The organism is Winogradskya consettensis, from assembly GCF_018332715.1.
GTDB classification, from domain to species: Bacteria; Actinomycetota; Actinomycetes; order Mycobacteriales; family Micromonosporaceae; genus Actinoplanes; species Actinoplanes consettensis.
The window spans coordinates 84,851-103,047 of record NZ_BOQP01000002.1 but is presented as its reverse complement, the minus strand read 5'-3'; the positions used below and the strand labels follow the sequence as shown (position 1 = coordinate 103,047).

Sequence of the window (18,197 nt, the reverse complement as noted above, 5' to 3'; positions counted from 1 at the left end):
TTCATTCCTTGGCCAGCAGCGCGTTCATGTCGGCGGCCAGCGCGGTGGCCGCCGCGTCGACCGGCTGCTCGCCGCTCCACGCCTTGGTCAGGTGGGTGAGCTCGGCCTCGTTCCACGCCGCGGTGTTCTTCGAGACCGGGTAGGGAACCGCATAGGCGACCTCGTCGAGGAAGGTCTGCAGCTTCAGCTCCGGGTGCGCGGCGACCCAGGCCGTCTGGGTGCCGTTGTACGCGGGGATGGGCCCCGTCTTCCCGAGGATCTCGGCGGCCGGCTGCGACCCGAGGAACTTCACGAACTCCCACGCCTGCTTCGAGTGCTCGGACTTGCCGCCGACCTGGTTGGAGACACCGTGGATGATCGTCGCCTGCTTCTCGCCCCTGGGCAGCGGCGCGACGTCGATCTTGCCCTTCGTGTAGTCGTTGCCGCTGAACTCGGAGACGTTCCACGAACCGCCCCAGTACATCGCGACCTTTCCGGCCTCGAAGAGCTGGATCGGCGTGGTGTCGGTCATCGTCTTCAGGTCCGGCGACTGCTTGCCGGCGATGAGATCGGTCCAGAACTTCAGCCCGGCGATGGTCTTCGGGTCGGCGTACCCGGAGGTCTTGCCGTCCGGGGAGATCACGTAACCGCCGGCCTGCGCGATCGTGTCGTACTGGTACTCCTGGAAGCTGCTCAGCGGCGCCGCCGTGCCGAAGACGCCCTTGGCGGGGTCGGTCAGCTTGGCGGCCGCTGCCTGGAAGTCGGCCCAGGTCCAGTCATCCTTCGGGTACGCCACCTTGGCAGCGTCGAAGAGCGTCTTGTTGTACCAGACCCCGACGGTGTCCATGTCCTTCGGCAGCCCGTAGCTCTTGCCCTCGAACGTGTAGAGATCCGCGAGCGCCTTCGGGTAGACGCTCGTGTCGACCTGCTCGGGGTTGGGGCTGATCACGCCGTTGGACGCGTACAGCTGGAAGTTGGGCCCGTTCATCCAGAAGACGTCCGGGGCCGCGCCGCCGGTGGCCGCCGCCTTGAGCTTGGTCCAGTAGCCCTCCCACGGGGTCAGCTGGACGTCGATGGCGATGTTCGGGTGGGTCTTGGTGAACTCCGCGGCGAGCGACTCCATCGCGGGCTTCTGGTTCTGGTCCCAGACCGCGTAGGACAGCGTGACCTTCTCGTTGCCCGACTCATCGTCCCCGCCGCCCGAACAGGCGGCGGTCAGCGCCAGGGCCACGACCCCCAGCAGTGCCGTTCCGATTCTCGTTGTCCCGCGCATCCGCATGGTCCCCTCAGACTCCGCCGCGGCCCGGCGGCCCAGCGCTATGGGGAATTATCATGGGAACCCTGAAAATTAAATCAAGACCGCACTTGGTTACGACTTTGTCAACCTTTGGCCGGCGACCCCCTCAGGCCCGGGCGAATTGGTCGATCGAGGTCAGCCCGGAGCCGGACGCCAGGACCGTGCCGACGTGATCCGCGGCCAGTTTCACGGCGCCGAGCGCCACCCCCCGGTCGGCCAGGGTCGAGACGCGGATCTCCGGCGTCCGGATGCACCAGCGGTCCAGCTCGGCGCGGAGCGGGCCGATCAGCAGGTCGGCCGAGCCGGCGAACCCGCCGCCGACGACCACCAGCTCCGGGTCCAGGGTCAGGACCAGCGCCGAGACGCCGACCGCCAGGTCCTTCACGTAACGCTTGATCGCCGCAACCGCGCGCCGGTCACCATCTCGGGCGGCCGCGAAGATGTCGCCCTCGCCCGGCCAGTCGCGCAGGTGCTCGGGCGCTCTCGTCCAGCCCACCGCGGGCAGCGCGCCGATCTCGCCGGCCGCGTTGCCGAAGCCCCGGTGCAGCTTGCCGTCGATGATCAGACCGGCACCCGTGGCCACGCCCGAGAGGATGAACACCACGTCCCGGGAGTGCCGGGCGACGCCCTGCCAGCTCTCCGCGAGCGCGGCCAGCTTGCTGTCGTTCTCGACCAGGACCGGGCCCGTGACCAGCCGGCCCAGGTGCGCGGCGAGGTCCACGCCGGTCCACTCGTGCAGCGCCTCGGAGAGCATCACCTTGCCGGTGCCGTCGACCAGGCCGGTGGTCGCCACCCCGCTGGCCCACAGCCGGTCGCCGCTCAGAGCGCCCGCACGCAGCACCCCGCGCACGGCGTCGTCGGTCGCGGCCAGCCGCTCGATCCGGCCCAGCCCGGGGGCGGCCTCGACCCGGTGGCTGTGCAGCACCTTGCCGTCCAGATCGGTGAGCAGGGCGAGCACCCGGTGCCGACCGATGTCGACGCCGAGCAGGTGCCCGGCGTCCGCCCGGAAGCGGTAACGCCGCGCCGGCCGGCCCACCCCGCCCGCGGTCTTCTCCGCCTCCGCGACCCAGCCGCGCTCCGTCAGATCCCGCACCACGTCCTCGGTCGAGGCCCGGGACAACCCCGTGCGCCGGGCCAGCTCGGTCAGTGTGAACCCGGCCTCATCGGCACGCAGCACCCGGATCGCGGTGAGCGCGTTGAGGTGACGTAGCCGGGAGAGATCGCCACCCGTGGTCTCCGCGGTCAACGCCGTCCCCCTTGACTTCAGCCGTCAGTCGCCTTTAATGATGGTCTCCATCATAATGAAGCCCGGAGGCTCCATGTCCGCAGTGACTCTAGCTCTCGCCGGGGCCGGTCTCCGGGGTCAGGCGTATGCCCGGCACGCCGTGGCCTCGGGTCACGCCCGGGTCGTCGCGGTCGCCGAACCCGACCGGCACCGCCGGGAGAGCATCGCGGCCGAGTTCGGCATAGCCCCCGAGCACGTGTACGCGGACTGGCGCGACCTCGCCGCCGAACCCCGCCTCGCCGACGCCGCGATCGTCGCCACCCAGGACCGCATGCACGTCGGCCCGGCGGTGGCGTACGCCGACCTCGGCTATCACATCCTGCTCGAAAAACCGATGGCACCGACCGACGCCGAGGCCACCGAGATCGCCGACGCGGCCCTCCGCAACAAAGTGATCTTCGCGGTCTGTCACGTCCTGCGGTACACGCCGTACACGCAGATGCTCAAGGGCCTGCTCGACGAGGGCCGCATCGGGCGCCTGGTGAGCGTCCAGCACCTCGAACCGGTCGGCTGGTGGCACCACGCCCACTCGTTCGTGCGCGGCAACTGGAACAGCTCCGTCACCTCGGGCCCGATGCTGCTCACCAAGAGCTGCCACGACATCGACTGGCTGGTCCACCTCTTCGGCCGTACCCCGCAGCGGGTCAGCTCCTTCGGCAGCCTCACCCACTTCCGGGCCTCGGAACGCCCGCCGGGAGCCGCGGACCGCTGCCTGGACTGCCCCCTGAAGCAGACCTGCCCCTACGACGCGGAGAAGTTCTACCTCGACGCCCTCGCCGACGAGGAACAGCACTTCTGGCCGCTCGGCGCGATCACCGCGGAGTTCACCGAGCCCGCCGTCCGCGCCGCGCTGCGAACGGGCCCCTACGGCCGCTGCGTCTACGCCAGCGACAACGACGTGGTCGACCACCAGGTGGTGAACATGGAGTTCGAGGACGGCGCGACCTGCTCCTTCACGATGAGCGCCTTCACCCCGATGGAACACCGCCGCACCCGGCTGATGGGCACCCACGGTTACCTCGACGGTGACGGCCACTCGGTCCGCTACGTCAACTTCCGCACCGGCGCGGAGGAGACCCTCACCGCCCAGGGTGTGAGCGGCCCGGACGCCGGCGACGGTCACGGTGGCGGCGACGAGGCCCTGGTCGAGGCGTTCCTGGCTGCGGTGGCCTCCAACGACCCGGCCCTGCTCTCCTCGGACGCCACCCAGAGCCTCGCCACCCACCGCGTCGTCTGGGCCGCGGAGCAGGCCCGCCTGACCGGCACGGTCGTCCGCCTGACCCCCTGACCGGCGCTGTCGTCCGCCTAACCCCCTGACCGGGCCGCGGTCTGCGATCGTCCTTCCTGGCGCAGCTCCACGCCGGTCGGCAGGAACCGGATCTCCAGGTCGAGCCCCGGGTGCACGTGGTGACCCTCCGGGTGCGCCACCAGCACCACCGGGGGCTGACCGGCGGCGGAGAAGGTCAGCCGTTCGCCGACCACCGCGATGTCGATCGGGTAGTCGTCGCGCAGCACGTAGCGGCCCGTCACGTCACTCAGCGGCGCGGCCGGGACGGCGGTGGCGTACAGGCGGTCGGCAGCGGCACGGATGCTGGCCAGCACCTCCCATCCGTCCTCGGAGTTCGTCATGGCAGCGACGGCGGTGCCGCGGTCGGGCCACGCGAACGAGAAGCAGGTGTAGCCGACGTTCTGCCCGGTGTGCCCGAACCGCCTGCGCCCGGCGCTGTCGTCGACCTCCGTGCCGAGTCCGAAGCCGCCGGGCACCTGCTGCGTCACCATCTGGGTGGCCAGATCGTGGCTGAGCAGCTTCGAGTCGCCCGCGACCGCCCGCGCGATCTCGAGCTCGAGCAGCAGCAGGTCGGTGGGGGTGCTCCACAGTCCGGCCGCGGCCAGCTCCGGCTGCGTCCGCCACCCGCCGGCGATCGTGGCGCCGCCGCCGTGATGCCCCCGGGCCACCGGATGCCGGTGCGGGAATCGCTGGTCGAAGCTGCTGCCGGCCATCGCCACCGGCTCCAGCACGAGGGTGCGCATGAGCTCGTCGAACGAGGACCCGGTCGCGTCCACCATCACCTGCTGCAGGACGGAGTAGTGGCTGCCCGAGTATCGGAACCGGCTCCCCGGTAACAGCGCCGGCCGCACCGGCGGAGTGCTCGCCGGACCGCTGCCCTCCAGGACCTGCAGCAGCGACGGCGCATCGCAGTCCTGGGCATAGCCGCGGTACCAGGTGTCGGACAGCCCAGCGGTGTGCGCCAGAAGCTGTCGCACCGTCACGCCGCGCAGTTGCCACGAGGCCAGGTACTCGGCGACATCGGCATCCAGCTCCAGCACACCGCTGTCGGCCAGTCGCAGCGCGCCGAACGCCGTCACATGCTTGCTGATCGAGCAGGCCGGGAACGCTGTGTCCGCGGTCACCGGCGCCTCAGCACCCGTGCTGCCGTACCCCGCCGCCCAGACCCTCCCGGTCACGTCTCCGACAGCGATGCTGACACCCGGCACCCGGTAGCCTGCCATCAGCTCGGCCAGCGTCGCCACGTCCGGTGAGAGCCGCCCGGACGTCACCTGCCGGTCGAGCTGGTCCAGCACCCGTTCCCATTCGTCGTCTGCCATGCCGTCGAGTTTCCCGCAACGCAGCGCGGGCCGCCCCCGGAGGGACGGCCCGCGTCGGTGGAACTGGTGGTGCAGGGTGGGGCTGGACTCAGAAGTCCATGTCCCCGCCGCCGGGGGCGCCGGCCGGGGCCGGGTTCTTCTCCGGCTTGTCGGCCACGACGGCCTCGGTGGTGAGGAAGAGCGCCGCGATGGAGGCGGCGTTCTGCAGCGCCGAGCGCGTGACCTTGGCCGGGTCGATGATGCCCGCGGCCAGGAGGTCGACGTACTCGCCGTTGGCGGCGTTCAGGCCGTAGCCCGGCTCGAGGTTGCGCACCTTCTCGACCACGACACCGCCTTCGAGGCCGGCGTTGACGGCGATCTGACGCAGCGGGGCGTCGAGGGCGACCTTGACGATGTTCGCACCGGTGGCCTCGTCGCCCACCAGGTCGAGCTTGTCGAACGCGGTCTTGCCGGCCTGGACCAGCGCCACGCCACCGCCGGGGACGATGCCCTCTTCGACGGCTGCCTTCGCGTTGCGAACGGCGTCCTCGATGCGGTGCTTGCGCTCCTTGAGCTCGACCTCGGTGGCCGCGCCGACCTTGATGACCGCAACGCCGCCGGCCAGCTTGGCCAGGCGCTCCTGCAGCTTCTCGCGGTCGTAGTCGGAGTCCGACTTCTCGATCTCGGCGCGGATCTGGTTGACCCGGCCCTGGATCTGCTCGGCGTTGCCGGCACCGTCGACGATGGTGGTCTCGTCCTTGGTGATGACGATCTTGCGAGCCGAGCCGAGCAGGCTCAGGTCGGCGGTGTCGAGCTTGAGGCCGACTTCCTCGCTGATGACCGTGCCACCGGTGAGGATGGCGATGTCGTCCAGCATGGCCTTGCGGCGGTCACCGAAGCCCGGGGCCTTGACGGCGACGGACTTGAAGGTGCCACGGACCTTGTTGACGACCAGGGTGGCCAGGGCCTCGCCCTCGACGTCCTCGGCGATGATCACGAGGGGCTTGCCGCCCTGCATGACCTTCTCCAGGACGGGGAGCAGGTCCTTGACCGCGGAGATCTTGCTGTTGGCGATGAGGATGTAGGGGTCGTCGAAGACGGCCTCCATGCGCTCAGCGTCGGTCATGAAGTAGGCCGAGACGTAACCCTTGTCGAAGCGCATGCCCTCGGTGAGCTCGAGCTCGAGACCGAAGGTGTTGCTCTCCTCGACGGTGATGACGCCTTCCTTGCCGACCTTGTCCATCGCCTCGGCGATGATCTCGCCGACCGTGGAGTCACCGGCGGAGATGGAGGCGGTGGAGGCGATCTGCTCCTTGGTCTCCACATCCTTGGCAAGCGCCGACAGGGCCTCGGACACGGCAGAGACAGCAGCCTCGATGCCCCGCTTGAGGGCCATCGGGTTCGCACCCGCGGCGACGTTGCGCAGACCCTCGCGGACCAGCGCCTGGGCCAGGACGGTCGCCGTCGTCGTGCCGTCGCCGGCCACGTCGTCGGTCTTCTTGGCGACCTCCTTGACCAGCTCGGCGCCGATCTTCTCGAAGGTGCCCTCGAGCTCGATCTCCTTGGCGATCGACACACCATCGTTGGTGATGGTGGGAGCGCCCCACTTCTTTTCGAGGACGACGTTGCGGCCCTTGGGACCGAGCGTCACCTTGACGGCGTCGGCGAGCTGGTTCATACCACTCTCGAGGCCGCGACGAGCTTCCTCGTCAAATGCGATGATCTTGGCCATACGGCTGTGTCCTCCTGGACATTCGCGGTGCCGGGCCTCCTCGGCCCGCTCTCCGCTGGTTGCGGAACGCTTTGGACGTCGCCACCTGGCGATGCGACGTCCTCAGGTCGAGCCGGATAAGCCCGCGACGACCGGTCCCGCACCCCGGCGCCGATGGCGGCACCGCGGCCAGGGACCCCACCGTCCCGACCTGATTGGCACTCACGCATCGCGAGTGCCAATGACCTGTTTAGCACTCTGCCAGGGCGAGTGCAAGGACAACGGTCATGTCCAGGGGGCCCGCGCAACCCCGATCCGACCGCCCCACCGCTGCCCTTGGCCGGACTGAAGGCCCACCTTCTTGATCACGATGCGTGAACAATTCCCGGCCCGGGGATCAACGGCGCCGGCAGTCGTGACGGCGGTCACCCCATTCAGGGATGGACCGATCGGCCGGTGAGCCGTAATGCAACCGGTCCATACCTCGGCGCGTGTTCCGTAATACGTTTTTTGCCCGTTTCAATCCGGGCAGATCAATGCTAAATTTCGCATTGCCGCAGGTTGACGCGGAGTGGGCGGCAAGTTGACGTTGCCTGTACGGTGCGGGTGCGGCTGGCATGCCGCGGGACTACGGACACCCCGATGGTCTGGGGAGGGCGATCCGGTTATGCCCGGATTGAGGAGTGAGCGGAGTGGACAACCGTATCGTCGGCGCCGGCAAGAGCGCCCACCTACGGGAGCCGGACAGCAAGCGGATTCCGGCACAGCGATCACCCAGCGTCACCGACTCGGTCGCCGAGTCGCCACAGTCCCCGAGCACCGGCGCCAAGCCCCTGCTCAGCGTCGTGGTGCCGGCTCACGACATCGACGCCTATCTCGATGAGTGCCTCGCTTCGATCGCCGCGCAGACCTACCACAACCTCGAGGTCGTGGTGGTCGACGACGGCTCGGTCGACGGCACCGGTGCGATCGTCGACGAGTGGGCCGCGAAGGACCCCCGGTTCAAGGCCGTGCACCAGAGCGAGGCCGGCCCCGGCAAGGCACGCAACGTGGGCATCGCCATCGCCCAGGGGACGTTTCTCACCTTCGCCGACGGCGACGACGTGGTTCCGCCGTATGCGTACGAGATGATGATGACCACCCTGGAGCACAGCGGCTCCGACTTCGCCTGCGGCGCGGTCCGGTCCCTGACGTCCCGGGGTGCGAACGCCTCGCACATGCACACCCCGATCTTCGGCAGGACCGTGCTGCGTACCCATGTCAGCCAGCGGCTCACCCTGCTCAAGGACCGCACGGTCTGGAACAAGGTCTACCGCCGCAAGTTCTGGGACGAGCACGGCCTGACCTTCCCCGAGGGCGTCGTCTTCGAGGACGTGCCGGTCGCGCTGACCGCGCACGCCATGGCCACCGCCGTCGACGTCGTCAACGTGCCGGTCTACTACTGGCGCAAGCGCGAGAGCGGCGAGAAGTCGATCACGCAGCGCCGCACCGACTGGGAGACCACCGCCGACCGGCTGCGCGCGGTCGACCGGGTCAGCCGCTTCCTCGGCGAGCACCACCAGGGCGAGGTCAAGCAGGCCTACGACTCGAACGTGCTGGTCGACGACTTCGCGATCGTGCTGGGCGCGCTGCCCGACGCCGACCCGGAGTTCCAGGCGAAGTTCATGCGCGAGGTCAACCTCTTCCTTGCCCGGGTTCGTCCCGGCACGATCGAGAGCCTGCCGCCGAAGTTCGCGGTCTGCTGGTCGCTCATCCGCGCGGGCAAGCTCGCGGAAGTCATCGAGGTCCTGCTCGCGAGCCGCCCCGGCATGCCGATCGAGACCAAGAACGAAGGCAGCCGCCGCTTCGCCGACCTGCCGTTCCTGGACGACCCGTCGGCCGGTGTCCCGCGCGATCTCTACGACATGGGCAAGCCCGCTGTCCGCAGCCGGGTCACCAACGTGTTCTGGCGTGACGGCAAGCTCGTCATCCAGGCCTATGCCTACATCGACGGCACCGCCGCCAACTCGCGCTGGACGTCGGCGCGCATCGTCCGGCTGCGCGAGCGCAAGTCCGGGCGCACGCTCACGCTGCCGGCCAGCCCGCGCCGCGACCCCGAGGCGACCGCGACCTCCACCCACCCGGACAAGTCCTACGACTGGTCCGGCTTCGAGGTCACCATCGACCCGGCGCAGCTGCAGTCCGGCGGCGGCTGGGAAGAGGGCCGCTGGCAGATCGCGGTCGGCATCATCGCCGGCACCAAGCTGCGCAAGGGCCGGCTGAAGCTGGGTGCGCACCCGACCCGGCTGAACCTCGTCCCGCAGTACATCGACGCCACCACCCAGCTGACGCCGGTGGCCGACGGCTCCCACATCCTGCTGCGCGTCGACAAGGTCACCGCCAAGGCCACGGCCATCACGTTCGAGAACGAAACGATGGTCATCGACGGTCTCGTGATCGGTGCCCCGCCGAGCGGCGGCAAGCTGCGCCTGTGCCGGGTCACCGACGTGGCGGAGACGACCGCGGCGGTCGAGTTCGGCACGACGAAGAACGGCGCCACCCCGTTCCGCGCGGTGGTGCGTCTCAACGAGCTGTTCGAGCACGCCGGTCCCCCGGTCATGCCCCCGCCGGGCGGCCCGATGGACCGCTGGCGCATCCAGATGACGTTCGCAAGCGGCGGCAAGCAGTCCGTGCACCTGCTCAGCGACGAGCTCGACACCGCCCGCTCGGAGATCTACGACCGGCACATCTTCATCCGGCGTACGGCTGCGGGCTTCCTCTGGCTCTGCGCCCGCGCGCAGGGTCCGGTGGCCGACACGGCCGCGTGGTCCGCCGACGGCACGCTGACGCTGACCGGTGACTTCCGGCCGGTCGACGGGGCCCCCGAGATCAAGCTGCGGATGCGCGGTGCGGCCGAGGAGCGCTCGCTCGACGTCGCGATCGACGGCAACCGGTGGACCGCGAAGATCAACCCGAGCCGGGTGCCGTCCTGGGGCGACGCCGTCGAGCTGCGCCCCGGCCTCTGGGACCTGCTTGTCAGCCATCGGGCCGGCGGCTCCTACGAGGTCACCAACCTCGTCGTGGCCAACGCCGTCCGCGCGATCTGCCCGGCCTACTCCCCCGACGAGCACCGCGAGTTCACGCTGGAGCTGTCCGAGGGCGACTTCGTGGCGCTGCGGGCCGGTTCGGTGCTGCAGGTCGAGGAGCGCGGGGCGTATGCCCGCACCCAGCTGCGGCAGAAGCGCATCGCGACCCTGCGGCGCAGTCCGCTGCGCGACGCGGTGCTGTTCGAGAGCTTCGGTGGCCGGCAGTATTCCGACAGCCCCAAGGCGATGCACGAGGAGCTCGTCCGCCGCGGGCTTCCCCTGGAGGCGCAGTATCTGACGGTCCGCGACGGCCAGGCCGCCACGCCGGAGACGCTGTCGACCGCCCGTCTCGGCGGCACCGAGTGGTACGACGCGCTCGCCACCAGCCGTTACATCGTCACCAACTCCCACCTGCCGGACTGGTTCGAGCGCCGCCCCGGCCAGATCGTGGTGCAGACCTGGCACGGCACCCCGCTGAAGCGGATCGGGTTCGACGTCACCGACATCCGCCACGCGGACCGCAACTACCTGCAGCGGGTCGAGAAGGAGACGCCCAACTGGACGTTCCTCGTCTCACCCAACCGCTTCAGCACCCCGATCCTGCAGCGGGCGTTCCGCTACGGCGGGGAGATGCTGGAGTCCGGCTACCCGCGTAACGACGTGCTGTTCCACAACGACCCGGTCGCCACGGCGGCCATCGGCAAGCGCATCGGCCTCCCCGCGGGCAAGCGCGTCATCCTGTACGCCCCGACCTGGCGCGACGACGAGTTCTACGGTCAGGGCCGCTACAAGATGTCGATGCAGCTCGACCTCGCCGCCGCCCGCCGGATGCTCGGCGACGACCACGTGCTGCTGGTCCGCCGGCACCCCAACGTCGTCGACCCCATCCCGGACGACGGCTCCGGCTTCGTGATCGACGTCTCGACGTACCCCGACATGGCCGACCTGCTCTCGGTGACCGACGTGCTGATCACCGACTACTCCTCGGTGATGTTCGACTTCGCCAACACCGGCCGGCCCATCCTGCTCTTCACGTACGACCTCGAGCACTACCGCGACAAGCTGCGTGGTTTCTACTTCGACTTCGAGCGTGAGGCCCCCGGCCCGCTGCTGATGACCTCGGAGGACGTCGTCAAGACGCTCGCCGAGATCGCGGTGGACCCGGGTGCGTACGCCGACGAGCGCGCCGCGTTCCAGGCCCGGTTCTGTGACCTGGACGACGGCTCGGCGACCAAGCGCGTAGTCGATCGGATGCTCGAGCTGGGCTCCTGAGCCTTTCCGGCACGCGGCAATCCGGCTATCCGGGTTGCCGCGTTCTGTTTCAGGGGGTAGGCAAGGCAGCATGACCAGCGTTCTGGCACCGCCGATGACCGTGCACCGGGTCACGCCCGAGGATGCGGCACGGATGCGCGCCCTGCGGCTGGAGATGCTCGCCGACAGCCCCCTGGCGTTCCTGGAGACGCTGGCGCAGGCCGCGGCGCGCTCGCACGCCGACTACCGGCGCCGGATCGTGCAGGCTTCCCAGGGCATGCACCTCGCCCAGTTCGTCGCGGATCCCGCGGGCGGGCGGCTCATCGGGCACGCCGGCGGCACGGTGCTGCCGGAGCACCCGCGGGCCACGGTGATCTTCGCGGTCTACATCACCCCGGCGCGGCGCGGCTCGGGTGTGCTCGGCGCGCTCGTCGACGCGGTCGCGCAGTGGTCGGTGGAGGCCGGGCGGCACGAGCTGATGCTCGAGGTCGTGGTCGGCAACGACCGGGCGGTCCGGGCCTATGAGCGGCTGGGCTTCGAGGACACCGGCGTGCGCGTCCCGCACCCCGCCGTGCACGGCCTGCAGGAGCTCCAGATGCGCCGCCGCGCGTGAGCACGGCCGGGCGCGTGACGCGAAAGCCGGGCGGCTCATGAAGCGCAACGCCGTCAACGGGACCACCGCGGTGGGGCTCGCCGTGGCGGTCCTCGGTGGGGCGAAGCTGCGGCGCGGTCGGGACGGCATCATCGTCGCCGAGGGGTATCGGCGACGGGTCCCGCCGGCCACGTGTTTCACGGTCGGGTCGGTGATCATCACCCGGCGCAGCGCGGATTGGCTCCTGCATGAGGACCGCGCGGGGCTGTTCGACCATGAGCGCGCGCACGCCCGGCAGTACGCCCTGCTCGGTCCGTTCTTCTGGCCCGCCTACTGGGTGGCGTGCGGGTATTCGTGGGCGCTGACCGGCTGCTACGGCACCCGCAACGTCTTCGAGCGGCGGGCGGGCCTGGCCCGGGGTGGTTACGCGGAGCGGCCGCTGCGACCGCGGTTCACACGGTCACCTGCCACTGGCTCCAGGTCTCGCGACGCCGGAAGCCCATCGCCTCGTTGACGCGGAGCATCGCGACGTTGTCCGCGGCGTTGAAGGTGTCGATGGCTCGGAGTTCGGGGCGGGTGCTCCGGGCGTACCTGAGATTGGCAACCTTGATCGTCAGGCCTAGGCCGTGACCGCGGTGGGCGGGGTCGACAATGGTGATCTGCTGCCAGGCCTGCCAGCGGTCGTCGTTCGGGCAGGTGATCTGGGTCCAGGCGATCAGGCGCCCGGTCCCGATGTGTACGGCGGCGCTGCTGTAGCCGGTGCGGTTGCGCGCGATGATCGCGGCCTCGGACTCGCGGACCCGGGCGGCGTCGATCTTCTCGGCCTCCCAGTTGAGGTCGCCGCTGGGCGCCTCCGTCATGAGGCTGCTGTCCAGCAGGGCCACATCGTCGATCAGGTCGTCGGGTGCGTGATCGGTCCACTGGACGAGCCGGTAACCGTCCGCGATCGGCACGTCGAGGTTCAGGGCGTCGAAGTCCGCGACGTCGAGGCGGCTGCGCAGCTCGGCCAGCCCGGCCTTGGCACCCATCGCGGTGGCGAACGCCGGACCGTCCGGGCGCCGGTCGACGGTCGGGCCGATGAGGTGGCTGCGGCCGAGGGCGCGGGCCCGCTCCACCGCGAGGGTGTACAGCGCCCGGCCGATGCCCTTGCGTCGCCGGTCGGGGTGGACCGTCACCTGGAGGTTGACGTTGCTGAGGTTGTCGAGCTGGGGCAGGCCGAGCTCGACGTAGCCGGCCACCTGGCCGTCGTCGTCGTGGGCCACGTGGAACTCGAAGTTGTGGCCGGGCCACGGGTCATGGATCCGGGCCAGGAACGCGGCCCTCGACCAGGGCGGGACGTCCGGGGTGTCGGCCTCGGCGGAGGCCTTGGCGACGAGGTAGACAGCTTCCTCGTCGGCGGTGCTCAGAGCGGAGATGTCCATCCGGCGGATGGTCCTCGGTCCGCGTCCGGAGCACGACTGGTTTTCGGCCGTGAGGCCGCAAGGGTTTTTGGTCGAGAGGGCGCGCGCACGATGCCTCCGGCACCGGGTCGTTGGGCCCCTAGGAGATTGTCACCAAGCTCATAAGGTGGGGCCTCGTACGGCGTCGCGCCCTCCCGCGTAGAGCATCCTGCCGACCCTGGAACCCCCGCGCAAGACCTCGCCGGGGTTATTTCTCCACGGTGGGCAGGACGACCACTACGGACGGTTAACCCAGCAGGCCGGCCTCGCGTGCACCGCGCAGCGAGGGCTTGATCGTGTGGGTCGGTCCGACGAGGCCGGCGATCGCGTCGATGGTCTTCAGGCCCTCGCCGGTGTTGTAGACGACGGTCTCCTTCTCGGGGTCGAGCTTGCCGCTCTCGACCAGCTTCTTGAGCACGGCGACCGTGGTGCCGCCCGCGGTCTCGGCGAAGACGCCGGTGGTGCGGGCCAGCAGCCGGATGCCCTCACGGATCTCGTCGTCGTCGGCGTAGTCCATCCATCCGCCGGTGCGCTTGACGGCCTCGATGGCGTACGCCCCGGCGGCCGGGTCGCCGATGTTCAGCGACTTCGCGATGCCGGTCGGCTTGACGGGGATGATCGTGTCGGTGTCGTTGTGCAGCGCGGTCGCGATCGGGTTGCAGCCCGCGGACTGTGCGCCGAAGACCGTCCAGCCGCCCTCGGGGGCCTCGACGAGGCCGATCTCGATCAGCTCGCTGAACGCCTTGTCAATCTTCGTGAGCAGCTCGCCGGAGGCCATCGGGATGACGACCTGGGCCGGGATGCGCCAGCCGAGCTGCTCCGCGACCTCGTAGCCCAGGGTCTTGGAGCCCTCGGCGTAGAACGGGCGCACGTTGACGTTGACGAACGCGGTGTCCTCGAACTCGTCGGTCTCCACGAGCTCGCCGCAGAGCCGGTTCACGTCGTCGTACGAGCCTTCGATGGCGACCAGCTCCCCGCCGTACACAGCGGTGGTGATGATCTTGCCTGCCTCGAGGTCGCTCGGGATGAAGGTGATCGAGGGCACGCCGGCCCGCGCGGCGTGCGCGGCGACCGAGTTGGCCAGATTGCCGGTGGAGGCGCAGGCGAACCGGGTGAAGCCGAGCTCGCGGGCGGCCGTGAGAGCCACCGAGACGACCCGGTCCTTGAACGAGTGGGTCGGGTTGGCGGAGTCGTCCTTGACCCACAGCGGGGCGCGCAGCCCGATCTCGGCGGCGAGGGCCGGGGCGCTGACCAGCGGGGTCATGCCGGGGTCGAGGGTGACCCGGGTGGCGGGGTCCTGACCGGCGGGCAGCAGGGCGGCGTAACGCCAGATGTTGTCCGGGCCGGCCTCGATCTGCTCACGGGTCACCGTGGCGAGGGCGGCCTGGTCGTACGCGACTTCCAGCGGGCCGAAACACTCGTAACACGCGTGCTGCGCGGCGAGGGGAAATTCGGTCCCGCAACCGCGGCAAACCAGGGCACGGGCGGGGCTTGTGGACGTGGTGGGGGCGGCAACGGCCGTCATGACGAGGCTCCTTCTCATCTTCCCCGGACGCGGAATCTCCGCGAAACGGGACGGAATTAGCACCTGCCGCACGCCGCACTCTTTGATTGCTCGTCGTCAGTGACGAGCAGAGTGCGGACACGGTGGTTGCCGGGGCGTCATCGGGCCGTATCCCTCAGCCCCTCTGGATGAGGTATTCAGTTGTTTCCTCCACCTTACGTGCAAGCACCGGGAAGCCAACCCTGCCGTCCCGAGGTGTGAGCGAGTCCTCTCCTTCCGTAAGGACAGCTAATCGATAGCCATCTATGGATTCACAGCTGATTCTTAGGTTGGAAACGCTCCCAGACCTCTAGCCTCCATTGAAAGTCATGGATTGTTTGCCGCTCGTTCACCGAGCGGCCACCGCACTGGAGGCGCCGATGGCCCGGCTCACGCTGTTCCTGATCGACCTGGTCGCTGTGAGCGTCCTGGTCTTCGGCCTCTACTTCCCACGGCACCGGCGTCGCGACCTGATCACCGCGTTCCTCGGCGTCAACGTCGGCGTGCTCGCGGTGGCCGGGTCGCTGACCTCCAGCACCGTCGGGGCCGGGCTCGGGCTGGGCTTGTTCGGGGTGCTGTCGATCATCCGGCTCCGCTCGACGGAGCTGGACCAGCACGAGGTCGCGTACTACTTCTCCGCGCTGGCGCTGGGCATCCTGGGGCCGCTCGGCGGCGACTCGTTCTGGCTCGCCCCGTCGCTGATGGCGCTCGTCATCGCGGTCATGTACGTCGGCGATCACCCCCGCGTCTTCCGGAGCTACCGGCGGCAGACGGTGGTGCTCGACGAGGCCATCACGGACGAGACCGCCCTGGTCGCGCGGCTCGAACAGCTCCTCGGCGGGCGGGTGCACGCCGCCACGGTCGAGCGGGTCGACCTGGTCACCGAGACCACCGTCGTCGAGGTCCGCTACTCCCTCCCGGCCCGGTCCGCCCTGCCGGTCCGGGAGAGGGCGGTGGCGAAGTGATCGCGGAGACCCTCGACCGGCTGCCCCCGATCGGGCTCGCCGAGCTCACCGACCGGGCCGCGCTGATGACCCGCCGCGACCGCAAGTACGTGCTCCGCCGCGCGGACCTGCACGCACTGCTGCCGGAGCTGACCCGGGGCGCCCGGGCGCTGGACATCGAAGGGCTGCGGCTCTTCCGCTACGCCTCGGTCTACTTCGATACCCCGGAGCTGACCAGTTACCGGCTCACCGCGCTGCGCCGGCGCCGCCGGTTCAAGGTGCGCACCCGGACGTACGTCGACTCCGGCGCGTGCTGGCTGGAGGTCAAGACCGAGGCGGGCCGGGGTGGCACCGCCAAGTCCCGGCTCCCGCATCCCCCCGACGACCACCACGACGTGACCCCGGGCCGCTGGTTCGTGGACGGCCTGCTCGGCGCCGAACCGGGCGATCTGGGCCCGGTGCTGGCCACCGACTACCACCGGGCAACGCTGTTCATGCCCAGGTCACAGAGCCGCCTGACGATCGACGTGGGCCTCAACTGGGCCGACCTCGGCGGCGCCGCGGAGCTCAGCCTGCCGGATCTCGTCGTGGTCGAGACCAAGACCCTCGCGGCGGCGGCCGAGGCCGACCGGCTGCTCTGGGCGCACGGCCACCGGCCCATCGCGATCTCGAAGTACGCGACCGGCCTCGCCGCGCTGCGCCCGCACCTCCCCTCAGGACCGTGGCGCCGCCTCCTCCGGCGCCACTTCACCCCCACCGAGTAGGAGTAACGATGCGCAAGACCCTCGTCCCCATGGCCGCCCTCCTGGCCACTCTCGTGGTGGTCCCCACGACAGCAGCGCCGGCTGCCGCCGGACCGGCCGCCGCCCAGGCGCTCGCGGCGAACGCCCCGGATCACGACGACGCTGCGGACCACACCTGGAACACCGCGGACGAAGTGGCGGTCACGCTCACCGGCACGGGCGCCACGTCCGCGGGCCCCGGCGTCACGATCAGCGGCAGCACCGTGACGATCACCGCCGCGGGTACGTACCGCTTCGCGGGCTCCCTCACCAACGGGCGCATCGTCGTGAACAGCACGGGCACCGGCATCGTGCGGCTGATCCTGAACAACGCGAGCATCACCAGCTCGACGGCGGCACCCCTGGCGGTGACCGCTGCCGACGAGGTCATGGTGGTGCTGCCCGACGGCACGACGAACAGCCTCACCGACGCGGCTGGGCAGAGCCAGACCGCGGCTCTGTTCAGCGAGGCGGACCTCACCCTCACGGGCAACGGCGCGCTGACCGTACGCGGAAACGCCGCCGACGGCATCGCCACCGAGGACGGCCTCGTCATCGATGCCGGGGCGCTCACCGTCACCGCCGCCGACGAGGGCATCCGCGGCCAGGACTACGTCGTGCTGACCGGCGGCACCCAGCGCATCACCGCCGGGGGCGACGCCATCAAGTCGAACGATGCCACCGACACCACCAAGGGGTACGTCTACCTCGGCGCCGGCACCCGCACACTCACCGCCACAGGCGACGGTATCGACGCCACCACCGACGTGATCGTGGCAGGCGGCGCACTCACCGCCACCACGGGCGGGGGCAGCGGCACCACCCCCGGCACCGCCTCGACCAAGGGCGTAAAGGGCGGCGTCCTCGTCGTGGTCAGCGACGGCTCCGTCAACGTGAACTCGTCGGACGACGGCATCCACTCCAACGCGAACATCACCATCGACGGCGGCACGGTGACCGCGGCGAGCGGCGACGACGCGGTGCACGCCGACACCGCGCTGACCGTCTCGGCGGGCACGGTCACCGTCACCAAGTCGTACGAGGGCCTGGAAGCCATGCAGACCACCCTCGCCGGCGGCACCATCACGGTCACCGCCACCGACGACGCCGTCAACGCGGCGGAGGAGGGCGTGCCCGAGATGCAGAACGCCCCCTACGCCTTCATCAGGGTGACAGGCGGCGTCGTCACGGTGAACGGCGGCACGGACGGCCTGGACAGCAACGGCGTCCTGACCATCTCCGGCGGCGTCGTGGTGGCCAACGGCTCACCGACCCGCGGCGGCGGCGAGGGCGGTCTCGACTCCAACGGCGCGCTCACGATGACCGGCGGCACGATCGTGGCCACCGGCCTCACCGCGTCGACCAGCACCCTGCCGACGAGCGGCCAGGGCTGGGTGGCGTACTCCTTCTCCGCGAACCAGCCCGCCGGCACGGTCTTCCACCTGGCCACCACGTCCGGCACTCAGCTCGCGTCCTTCACCTCGACCCGCGTACTCAAGGGCGTGATCTTCGACCTGCCCACCGTCACCCGCGGCACGCAGTACCGCGTCTACACCGGCGGCTCGGTCAGCGGCACCGCGGTCGGCGGCGGCCTCTACACCGGAGGCACCCTCTCCGGCACCCTGATCGCCACGGTCACGGCCGGTTCCGGCCGCGCCTGACACCGTAGGCCCGGCCGCCTGCACGCGGCGGCCGGGCCGGCGCCGTCCCCAGCGGGGGATCA

Annotated in this window: 13 protein-coding genes and 1 riboswitch; of the genes, 7 read left to right on the top strand and 6 right to left on the bottom strand. The window is 70.1% G+C overall.

The window, feature by feature from the left end; all coding sequences use genetic code 11:
• Position 1: 1 nt before the first annotated feature.
• The gene (locus Aco04nite_RS01750) at positions 2-1,252 is read right to left on the bottom strand and encodes an ABC transporter substrate-binding protein (protein ID WP_244875675.1); all 1,251 of its coding nucleotides are present in this window, start codon (positions 1,250-1,252) and stop codon (positions 2-4) included.
• A gap of 130 nt (positions 1,253-1,382) precedes the next feature.
• Positions 1,383-2,522, bottom strand: a complete 1,140-nt coding sequence (locus tag Aco04nite_RS01745; protein WP_212995425.1) for an ROK family transcriptional regulator — start codon at positions 2,520-2,522, stop codon at positions 1,383-1,385.
• Between the two features lie 73 nt (positions 2,523-2,595).
• Here Aco04nite_RS01745 and Aco04nite_RS01740 point away from each other — a divergent pair, with 73 nt between their 5' ends.
• The gene (locus Aco04nite_RS01740) at positions 2,596-3,849 is read left to right on the top strand and encodes a Gfo/Idh/MocA family protein (protein ID WP_212995424.1); all 1,254 of its coding nucleotides are present in this window, start codon (positions 2,596-2,598) and stop codon (positions 3,847-3,849) included.
• Positions 3,850-3,866: 17 nt separating this feature from the next.
• On the opposite strand, the gene Aco04nite_RS01735 is transcribed toward Aco04nite_RS01740, so the two are convergent.
• The gene (locus Aco04nite_RS01735) at positions 3,867-5,168 is read right to left on the bottom strand and encodes a serine hydrolase domain-containing protein (RefSeq protein WP_212995423.1); all 1,302 of its coding nucleotides are present in this window, start codon (positions 5,166-5,168) and stop codon (positions 3,867-3,869) included.
• Positions 5,169-5,256: 88 nt separating this feature from the next.
• The gene (groL, locus tag Aco04nite_RS01730; RefSeq protein WP_203838044.1) at positions 5,257-6,879 is read right to left on the bottom strand and encodes a chaperonin GroEL; all 1,623 of its coding nucleotides are present in this window, start codon (positions 6,877-6,879) and stop codon (positions 5,257-5,259) included.
• A gap of 671 nt (positions 6,880-7,550) precedes the next feature.
• Between groL and Aco04nite_RS01725 the strand changes: the two genes are divergently transcribed.
• From Aco04nite_RS01725 to Aco04nite_RS01715, 3 genes are all read left to right on the top strand, one after another.
• Entirely contained in the window at positions 7,551-11,195 is a 3,645-nt protein-coding gene (locus tag Aco04nite_RS01725; RefSeq protein WP_212995422.1) for a bifunctional glycosyltransferase/CDP-glycerol:glycerophosphate glycerophosphotransferase, read from the top strand.
• Between the two features lie 70 nt (positions 11,196-11,265).
• Positions 11,266-11,787: a GNAT family N-acetyltransferase gene (locus tag Aco04nite_RS01720; RefSeq protein ID WP_212995421.1), complete on the top strand. Its 522-nt coding sequence runs from the start codon at positions 11,266-11,268 to the stop codon at positions 11,785-11,787.
• A 37-nt stretch (positions 11,788-11,824) separates the two neighbouring features.
• Positions 11,825-12,280, top strand: coding sequence for a hypothetical protein (locus tag Aco04nite_RS01715; RefSeq protein ID WP_212995420.1), 456 nt, complete (start codon positions 11,825-11,827; stop codon positions 12,278-12,280).
• Here Aco04nite_RS01715 and Aco04nite_RS01710 read toward each other — a convergent pair.
• The gene (locus tag Aco04nite_RS01710; RefSeq protein ID WP_212995419.1) at positions 12,219-13,187 is read right to left on the bottom strand and encodes a GNAT family N-acetyltransferase; all 969 of its coding nucleotides are present in this window, start codon (positions 13,185-13,187) and stop codon (positions 12,219-12,221) included. The two genes, Aco04nite_RS01715 and Aco04nite_RS01710, sit on opposite strands and share 62 nt — an antisense overlap.
• A 265-nt stretch (positions 13,188-13,452) precedes the next feature.
• Positions 13,453-14,730 (bottom strand): threonine synthase, encoded by a 1,278-nt coding sequence (gene thrC, locus Aco04nite_RS01705; RefSeq protein WP_212995418.1) that lies wholly within the window; start codon positions 14,728-14,730, stop codon positions 13,453-13,455.
• Between the two features lie 11 nt (positions 14,731-14,741).
• Positions 14,742-14,904, bottom strand: a riboswitch (SAM riboswitch).
• A 173-nt stretch (positions 14,905-15,077) separates the two neighbouring features.
• Between thrC and Aco04nite_RS01700 the strand changes: the two genes are divergently transcribed.
• From Aco04nite_RS01700 to Aco04nite_RS01690, 3 genes are read left to right on the top strand one after another with little or no spacing between them, the layout of a single operon-like run.
• A complete protein-coding gene (locus Aco04nite_RS01700) occupies positions 15,078-15,713 on the top strand; it encodes a DUF4956 domain-containing protein (protein ID WP_244875674.1) in 636 nt (211 codons plus the stop codon).
• Positions 15,710-16,456 carry a polyphosphate polymerase domain-containing protein gene (locus Aco04nite_RS01695; protein WP_244875673.1) on the top strand — a complete coding sequence of 249 codons (747 nt, stop codon included), beginning with the start codon at positions 15,710-15,712 and terminating at the stop codon, positions 16,454-16,456. Before Aco04nite_RS01700 ends, Aco04nite_RS01695 begins: the two co-directional genes overlap by 4 nt.
• Positions 16,457-16,464: 8 nt before the next feature.
• A complete protein-coding gene (locus Aco04nite_RS01690) occupies positions 16,465-18,135 on the top strand; it encodes a carbohydrate-binding domain-containing protein (RefSeq protein WP_212995417.1) in 1,671 nt (556 codons plus the stop codon).
• Positions 18,136-18,197: the final 62 nt, after the last annotated feature.

Bases quoted from the DNA above. Each gene is read 5' to 3' on its own strand.
- thrC (WP_212995418.1), bottom strand. From the start codon at position 14,730: ATGACGGCCGTTGCCGCCCCCACCACGTCCACAAGCCCCGCCCGTGCC.
- Aco04nite_RS01735 (WP_212995423.1), bottom strand. From the start codon at position 5,168: ATGGCAGACGACGAATGGGAACGGGTGCTGGACCAGCTCGACCGGCAG.
- Aco04nite_RS01720 (WP_212995421.1), top strand. From the start codon at position 11,266: ATGACCAGCGTTCTGGCACCGCCGATGACCGTGCACCGGGTCACGCCC.
- Aco04nite_RS01740 (WP_212995424.1), top strand. From the start codon at position 2,596: ATGTCCGCAGTGACTCTAGCTCTCGCCGGGGCCGGTCTCCGGGGTCAG.
- Aco04nite_RS01750 (WP_244875675.1), bottom strand. From the start codon at position 1,252: ATGCGCGGGACAACGAGAATCGGAACGGCACTGCTGGGGGTCGTGGCC.
- Aco04nite_RS01700 (WP_244875674.1), top strand. From the start codon at position 15,078: ATGGATTGTTTGCCGCTCGTTCACCGAGCGGCCACCGCACTGGAGGCG.
- Aco04nite_RS01710 (WP_212995419.1), bottom strand. From the start codon at position 13,187: ATGGACATCTCCGCTCTGAGCACCGCCGACGAGGAAGCTGTCTACCTC.
- groL (WP_203838044.1), bottom strand. From the start codon at position 6,879: ATGGCCAAGATCATCGCATTTGACGAGGAAGCTCGTCGCGGCCTCGAG.
- Aco04nite_RS01690 (WP_212995417.1), top strand. From the start codon at position 16,465: ATGCGCAAGACCCTCGTCCCCATGGCCGCCCTCCTGGCCACTCTCGTG.
- Aco04nite_RS01715 (WP_212995420.1), top strand. From the start codon at position 11,825: ATGAAGCGCAACGCCGTCAACGGGACCACCGCGGTGGGGCTCGCCGTG.